Source organism: Anaerosporobacter sp., from assembly GCF_965301125.1.
The window spans coordinates 1-7473 of record NZ_CBDLAM010000183.1 but is presented as its reverse complement, the minus strand read 5'-3'; the positions used below and the strand labels follow the sequence as shown (position 1 = coordinate 7473).

3 protein-coding genes are annotated in these 7473 nt (G+C 34.9%); 1 reads left to right on the top strand and 2 read right to left on the bottom strand.

Annotated features, from left to right (window positions below):
- Positions 1-653: hypothetical protein (locus ACW2QF_RS15990; protein ID WP_455717008.1), on the top strand; the 653-nt coding region annotated here is incomplete at its 5' end.
- 176 nt (positions 654-829) lie between these two features.
- Here the strand turns inward: ACW2QF_RS15990 and ACW2QF_RS15985 are convergent.
- Together ACW2QF_RS15985 and ACW2QF_RS15980 are read right to left on the bottom strand one after the other, a co-directional pair.
- On the bottom strand, positions 830-5431 hold the full coding sequence (locus ACW2QF_RS15985; protein WP_455717007.1) for an Ig-like domain-containing protein: 4602 nt from the start codon (positions 5429-5431) through the stop codon (positions 830-832).
- Between the two features lie 94 nt (positions 5432-5525).
- Positions 5526-7193, bottom strand: a complete 1668-nt coding sequence (locus tag ACW2QF_RS15980; RefSeq protein ID WP_455717006.1) for an AMP-binding protein — start codon at positions 7191-7193, stop codon at positions 5526-5528.
- Positions 7194-7473 lie beyond the last annotated feature (280 nt).

Sequence of the window (7473 nt, the reverse complement as noted above, 5' to 3'; positions counted from 1 at the left end):
TTATATCTACTTTTGGTGATTTTGAAACAGTTATGCGTCAACACACAAATGCAGTTGAGGCTGCTAAATCTGCTAGTGTAAAAAAGATATATTATCCTAGTGTGACACGTGCAGACGAAAGTAGACTATACCTAGCAGGTATGCACCGAGCTCGTGAAATTGCTATTATTGAATCAGGTATTCCATATGTTATTTTACGTAATAACTGGTACATGGAAAATGAATTAGGGGCAATTAGGGGTTGTATGTCTGGCGCTCCTTGGGTAACTTCTGCAGGTGATGGAAAAATCGGTTGGGTATATCGACCAGATTTAGCTGAGGCCACAACAAATGTTTTATTAGCAGATGGCCACGAAAATCAAATCTATGAGCTATCTGGTGAAAACTTAACACAGCAGCAATTTGTCGATACTTTAAGCGAAGTATTAGATAAAGAAATCTCTTTCGCATCAGTAGATGATGCCTCATATGAAAAATTATTAAAGGATGCTGGTACACCTGAAACATATCTACCTATGTTAGTGATGACACAAAAGGGCATACGTGAAGGTGGGTTAGAATCAACACATTCAGATTTAGAATTTTTATTAAATCGTCAACCTACATCGTTAAAAGAAGCCCTAACAATTCTCTTAGAAAATACTGAGAAGTAATTTAGCTTCATAATAGCGGTACCAATAAATACCTTTTTAAAAGTGAATTCAAAGCTTGAGTTTTCTGTAACATGAATACTGCTTTTTCCGATAAAGCAAATAAAAAAGACAGAGAAAAGCCTACAAAATTTAAAAGCTTCTCTCTGTCTTATATTATTTACTTAGAGTGCCAGTGACTATTTAACCTTTACCTTAATCACGTTACTATATGCTCCATATACATTCTTTCCATCGATTTTCTTATACGCTCTTACCTTTACATATACCGTCGAATTTGACTTTAACTTTGTAATCGTATAGCTCGTTTTCGATGTTGTTCCTGCTGCTTTGTAAGTACCTTTTTCAGAAGTGGCATAGAATACTTGATATCCAGAAACACCTTTCATTGATTTCCAAGTAGCAAATGCAGTTGTTGATTTAGTAGTTTTTACAGAAGATAATACTACTTTTGACGGTTTAATTATAAATTGAATCGTCTTCGTTCCAGTATAATTTCCTTTTCCTACTACTGTAATCTTTGCTGTACCGACGTTCGTGTTATTTTTCCATTTAAGACTATAATCTTTTCCGTTTTGTAACTGGTAGGTACCATCTTTTATGATTACCTCTGGTTTGATTGCTTTACCAGTATAGGTTTGTGCAGTAATAAAAGAAATCGAAAGTTTTGTAACCTTCTGTTTTACCGTTACGAGACACTTAGCCGTGATTTCACTACCGTCCTTGGATTTGGCAATAATTTGAGTTGTTCCGATTCCAACTCCTGTTACCTTTCCATTCGGGTCAACTGTTGCAACTGATTCATCTTGGCTAGTAAATTGTACTTCTTTAGTTACTGCATTATCTGGTGTAATTGTCACTGAAAATGTTGAAGTCTCTTTTTTAACTAAATTCAATTTCGTATGGTTTAATTCAATAGAGGTTACAGGCTCTCCTACTTCTACAATCACTGTTTTCGTCAATCGTCCATCTACTGTACCTACCGTAATAGTTGCTGTTCCTTCCTGATGACCAGTTACAACACCTTTTTTAGTTACAGTAGCAATGGTATCATTAGAAGAAGTGAATTGTAATTCTGTCTCAGTTGTATTATTCGGTATGATTTGAAGTTCTAGGCAAATACTCTTGTTCTTACCTAACTTAATATCATTATCTAGAATCTCCAAATTCGTAATTGGCTTACTATCTGTTACAGGTACTTGCGGTTGAGTAACAACGGGTCCTGATGGTTGCGAACTCACTTGAACGGTCTTTGTATTGTTGTATGTTTTATTATTAAAATTACAAGTTGCTGTATATATAATTTCTCCGGTTTTTGACTGGCTCGTTACATTACAAGTTACTTTCTGTTGATTCTTACAGTCTTTACATGTAAAGATTGCGTCACAGGTATACCCGCTTGTAGTTTCTATCCAACTAAACTCTGGATCTCCATAAGTATGATCAACTATTGTTTCTACTACTACCGTCTTCGTATCAGTATACGTCTTTCCTTCCAATTCACAAGTTGCTGTATACACAGTCTTTCTTTCTTTATGGCACTCTGTATCCACAGGAGTAAGCTCTTCCTTACTTGTTACCGTAGCATCTATTGTTTGCACATCATCTCCATACTTGCAAGTGAATGTTGCCGTACATTTGTATCCACCCTCTTCTAACTCTTCCCAGTTAAACTCTGGTTCTTCATAGGTGTGAATTACTACTTGCTCTACTCCAGACTCCTTCGTATCAGTATATGTCTTTCCTTCAAATTCACAAGTTGCTGTATAAACGGTGTTCTTTTCTTTATTACAGTCAGAATCCCCAGGGGTGATTTCGTCCTTACTAGTTACCGTAGCATCGATTGTCTGCACATCATCTTCACACTCACAAGTGAACGTTGCCGTACAGCTGTATCCGCCACCTTCTAACTCTTCCCAGTTGAATGTTGGTTTCCCATAGGTATGACCTGTTTTTATTCCTTCTGCGTCCTCTGTATCTAACTCTTTATAACAACGACCACAAATATAGCAACCTTCCTTATCAATGAAGATATAGTGATGCTCTTTTGCATTTGTAAAGTTTGTCTTCCCAGTACCTGCACTAAATCCATGTGTTGTATCTCTAGCCTCTGTATATCCTTGTTCATCACACCAAGGTTCTACCACTACATTCTCACGTTTTGTTCCACCAGAAAGATAAGTTGTAACATCACTCATATTTATATTATCCTTAACATTGGCACACCACATAAATTCTGAGTTATCGTTATCATCTTCAGAATTATCTTCTGCAAATCGATTATACATAAGATTATAGTTAACTGATTCTTTTTCGTATTTCGAACACTCACTATTACTATAATTTGTAGCTACACTTACATACATAATCCCATCCTCTTTAATAGAAAGAGCAGCTAATGGATGATTATCAATCGTATACTTGAGATTTTCATCCTGCGCATTAGTAACGTATATGGCACTACCAGTAACTGCTGTACCTTTACTATTTGCATAAACTGTATTGTACTCTTTTAATTGTATAACTGTACTATCCCCTAAATTATACATATAAATTTTATTATTTAGGTTAAAATAAAGTGTATCATTATAAAGAGAGAGTGAGTGAGTTAAATCTGGATAAATATTATTAATTTGTATATCAGCATCACAATCTTCTTCTAACACGCCTTCACTTGTCTCATTGGTTTTTAGATTGGTTACATTCCCTTTTCCATAATCAAATAATACAGTACCTTCCTCTTCGGATAGATCACCTGCAGCACGAGGACGTATCTTCATTTGATCTCCATAATCCTTCATCATTTCAACCATTTGCTCATTGTCCATGTCACCGATTTGAGAGGAACCTCCATCTTCATCGTCCATCATATCAAGCTCAGAAAATTGTGCTTCTACAAAATACCAATACTCATCATCATGATAAATAGGACTGTCAATATTACTAAACCAAGCATCTTCGTACTGTTCATTATTACATGGTTCTGCACTATCTGTTCCATGTAATGTATCAATATATTCATAATAACCTTCATACCAATCTTTAATTGTTGCTTCCGAAACTAGAAAATACATATGACTTAAGTTTCCATCTGTTTCTACCCGATATTGAGTCAACGCTTCTGTTTTAATATCATCATAACATACATCTACGTTATACCATTGGTTATCTAACTTCACTGCATTGTAGTAGTGTGGTTCATTAAATCTACCTTCAAATCCCCCTTCACCGTGGGTTACACCAACATCTTTTACGTCACAGTCATATTTAATCATAACAAAGTCGATCATATCCTGGCCACTTTCTAAGACGTCTTCATAACTCTTGAAAGAATTGTTCTTATCCCTGTATATTTCAGGGAATGCATTTTGTACTAAATACGTATAAGTGGTAGCATATCCAAGACAAACACAACCATTTAATCCATCAATCTTACCATATAATAGCGCACCAAAAGGTGTCATCGTTATTGGATCACTCTTTTTATCTTCATTTTGGTAATTTAGTAATGTACCCAAATCAAATACTGCATGGGTTGCAAGATAGTCATGTAATACTAAACATTTTTGTAAATCTGTCATACTATCGTCAATACCCTTTAATGCCTCATCTCTTGCTGCTAACAAAGCATCCCCATAATAATACACATATGCCTGAAATGCCTGAGTAATCCCAGCAATAAGTTCATCCATATTTGGTGCTGGAACTTCGGTATCTAAATCAAATCCTGCTAATACCTTCAGTGCTCCGAATGGATTATTTTCTGTAGTCTTTGATGTCCAATATTCTGTGGAAAGCCCAAAATATTCTGTATTTTGACCATGGAACGTACAAAGTTCTCCCCAATGAGCATAAAGTTGTTCTGTTGTCGCATCTCTGGTAGTCGAGTATTCTTTCTCTTCTAACTCACAAGTTGCTATATATATAATGGCATCCGTCTGTTCTTCATCTCTAGTAACCGTACACTCTACGGTTGTTTCTTGATTGCATTCACTACAGATGAATTTTGCGGTACATGTATATGGTATTTCCTCGTCAATATTAATCTCACTCCATGTAAATGTTGGGTCACCATAGCTGTGTGTTTCACCCTCTATTGCTCCTGGTGTTGCTGTTTCAACTTCGTCCCCTATTGCTTCCGATGTTACCCTGGGGATTGTAGTAGCAGTTTCTTTCTCCTCAAGATTTTCAGTTGCAGGATAAATTTCTCCAACCCCATCCATTTCATCAAGTACATCCAACCCAGCTTCAAAACCTCTATTCATATCTATTGTAATTGTTTGTGCAATACCATTCTTATCTGCATTAACAATAACTTCAATAATGTCAGTTGCACAATAATCTTTTAAAACTAAGTCTATTATAGTTGTTATCTCATCTTTACTTAAGTTATATTTTGACACATCAACTTTATCCTGATCTCTTTTCTGAAAGATGTTAATCGCAAGTAAAGACTTAACTTCTGTTAATGTATATCCACATTTTTTCTCTATTGTATCTGAAAGTGTTTGAAGTTCCTGTTCCTCTTTCTCATCCACCGTATTTAAATCGCCTTTTAGTAATAACTCATCCTTCATTGCAGCTACAAGATCTTCTGTACTAGTAAATGATTTAAGTTCTGCTGTTTTTTGTGAATCATTAGTCAGATTAACAACTTGATTCACATTCTTTTGAACACCTCGAGCAGCAACTACTCTTGAATATAATGATGTAGGGAACGTACTTACTATTAACACGGTAGACAATGCTAGTGTAATAATTCGTACATAATATTTTTTCAAAGTCAATTCCTCCTTATTGTTACCTCTGAAAATAGACCTGTTATCCTAACAGGTCTAATGCAACTTATGCATCACTTAGTCATTTTTCTGTACACTACATAGCAACAATTTCTGCGGCTAACCCTCTTCTATTTGTTTTAAAATGGAAATAAGGACGTTTATCAATGATCGTAATCTTAACTGGGCGCTCATGTGGTTCAAGGGCATTATTAATTTGATCTTGCAATTCTTCTACTCTTACACCATCTTCTAATACAAGATACAGATAAGGCAGATAATATCCCTCATTTTCTAAATCATCTGCGATTACAAAAAATGCATCATGAATGCCTTCTATATCACATATTTTATTTTCCATTGGAACTGCAAATAAATAGCCCCTCGTTACTCTTTCTGGTAATCCTCTACCCATTACATACAAAACACCATCTTCCGTCATATACCCATAGTCCCCTGTATGCATCCAAACCTTTCCATCTTCATGGCGCTGTAGTACTTTATGAGTACTCTCTTCATCCTGGTAACTCAACATAATACCAGGACCATTCTTGCAAATCTCTCCAAGCTGTCCAGCAGCCACTTCTTCATTTGTCTTAGAATTAAAAATACCAATAATTGTAGCTGGCATAGGAATACCACAACAACAACTTTCAAGTGGTTTTGCCTCACATGGCATTGTAAAACCAGATCCACCTTCACTCATCCCATAACCAACACTAAAAAACGAATTACATTTGTGATCTTTTAAGAACTTTTGAAAATTTTTTATTTGCTTATTATTCAAAGCTTCTGCTCCTGAACCAACACAATATAAATGTTCTAATGAAAAGTCCTTTGGAATACGGTCACTATTTACTAATACGTCGATAAACTGTGGTATTAATGGCCAACAATTTGGTTTGTGCTTCATTAATTCTAAATCTACGTCCTCAACCGCACAATATGGATCAAGAATTAATAGCTGATTTGATGCTATTGGTGTAAGAATCATAGCGACTGTAACTGCAACTAATGCAGGTGGCAAACAAGTCATTAACCAGCTAAGATGAATCTGAATGACTGCTGTATAAACCGCTGTTTGATGTATCATTCCTACTATGTTCGCAGAGGAATGAATTACTTGTTTTGATGGTCCTGTTGATCCACTTGTATACGCACAAAATACTGGTCTTGATGGATTATAACTTACTTTATACTCTCCAACATATGATTTTCCCAATGATTCAAACTCTTCCCATGTGAGGTTATCTGAATTGAAAGCAACCTCTTCCCGATACTTTGATTCTATATTTTTCACTATGTAACTTGGTATTTTATCTCTGTTCGTCATATTATATGGTGAAATTTTTATAATGTGCTTAAGATTGGTTTCTTTATAATATAATTCTTCCTCTTCTTTAGAGAGATAATCATGTGCAAACAAAATCTGAGAATTTGTCTGTTTAATTGCTTCTGTATTTTCCTCTGGTAACCCATCACGACATACTACTGCTGCTCCAATTTTTTCTGCTGCCAATAAGATAAGTACAAATTCTGGTACCGATTGTAAAAATACTGGTATCCGATCATTTTCCTTGCACCCCATATTTTTTAGCGCTTTCGCTACAATATCCACTTTTGTAAAGATATCATTCCACGTCAATATATTTCCATAATATTCAATTACTGGATTGTCTAAACTTCTACTACTTTGTTTAAGATATTGATTTAAGGAACAATACGGAAGTTCTATGTGCTGAAATTGTTCTGGATAATATTTCATCCATGGTCGCTCTTCACTTTACTTGTTTTTTGGCAAAGATTGTTCGTACAATCAATAATCCTCCTTTAATGTGATAATTTTCTAACTCGATACCTATCATTCACTTTCTTTTTTTACATATTCAATAGTGTATTCTATCGATACTCTTACTATTACTATTGATTAAGCTAAATCGTATCGTTAAACAGAACTATTTTTACATAAATAAAGTATTATCTTCTATTTTTATGTTTGTTTTAAAATAAATTGACCTTCAGTACAAAATTCGTTAAAAAAACCG

What these genes read in the sequence shown, in the direction of transcription:
- ACW2QF_RS15980 (WP_455717006.1), bottom strand. Translation starts at nt 7,193, where the DNA reads ATGAAATATTATCCAGAACAATTTCAGCACATAGAACTTCCGTATTGT.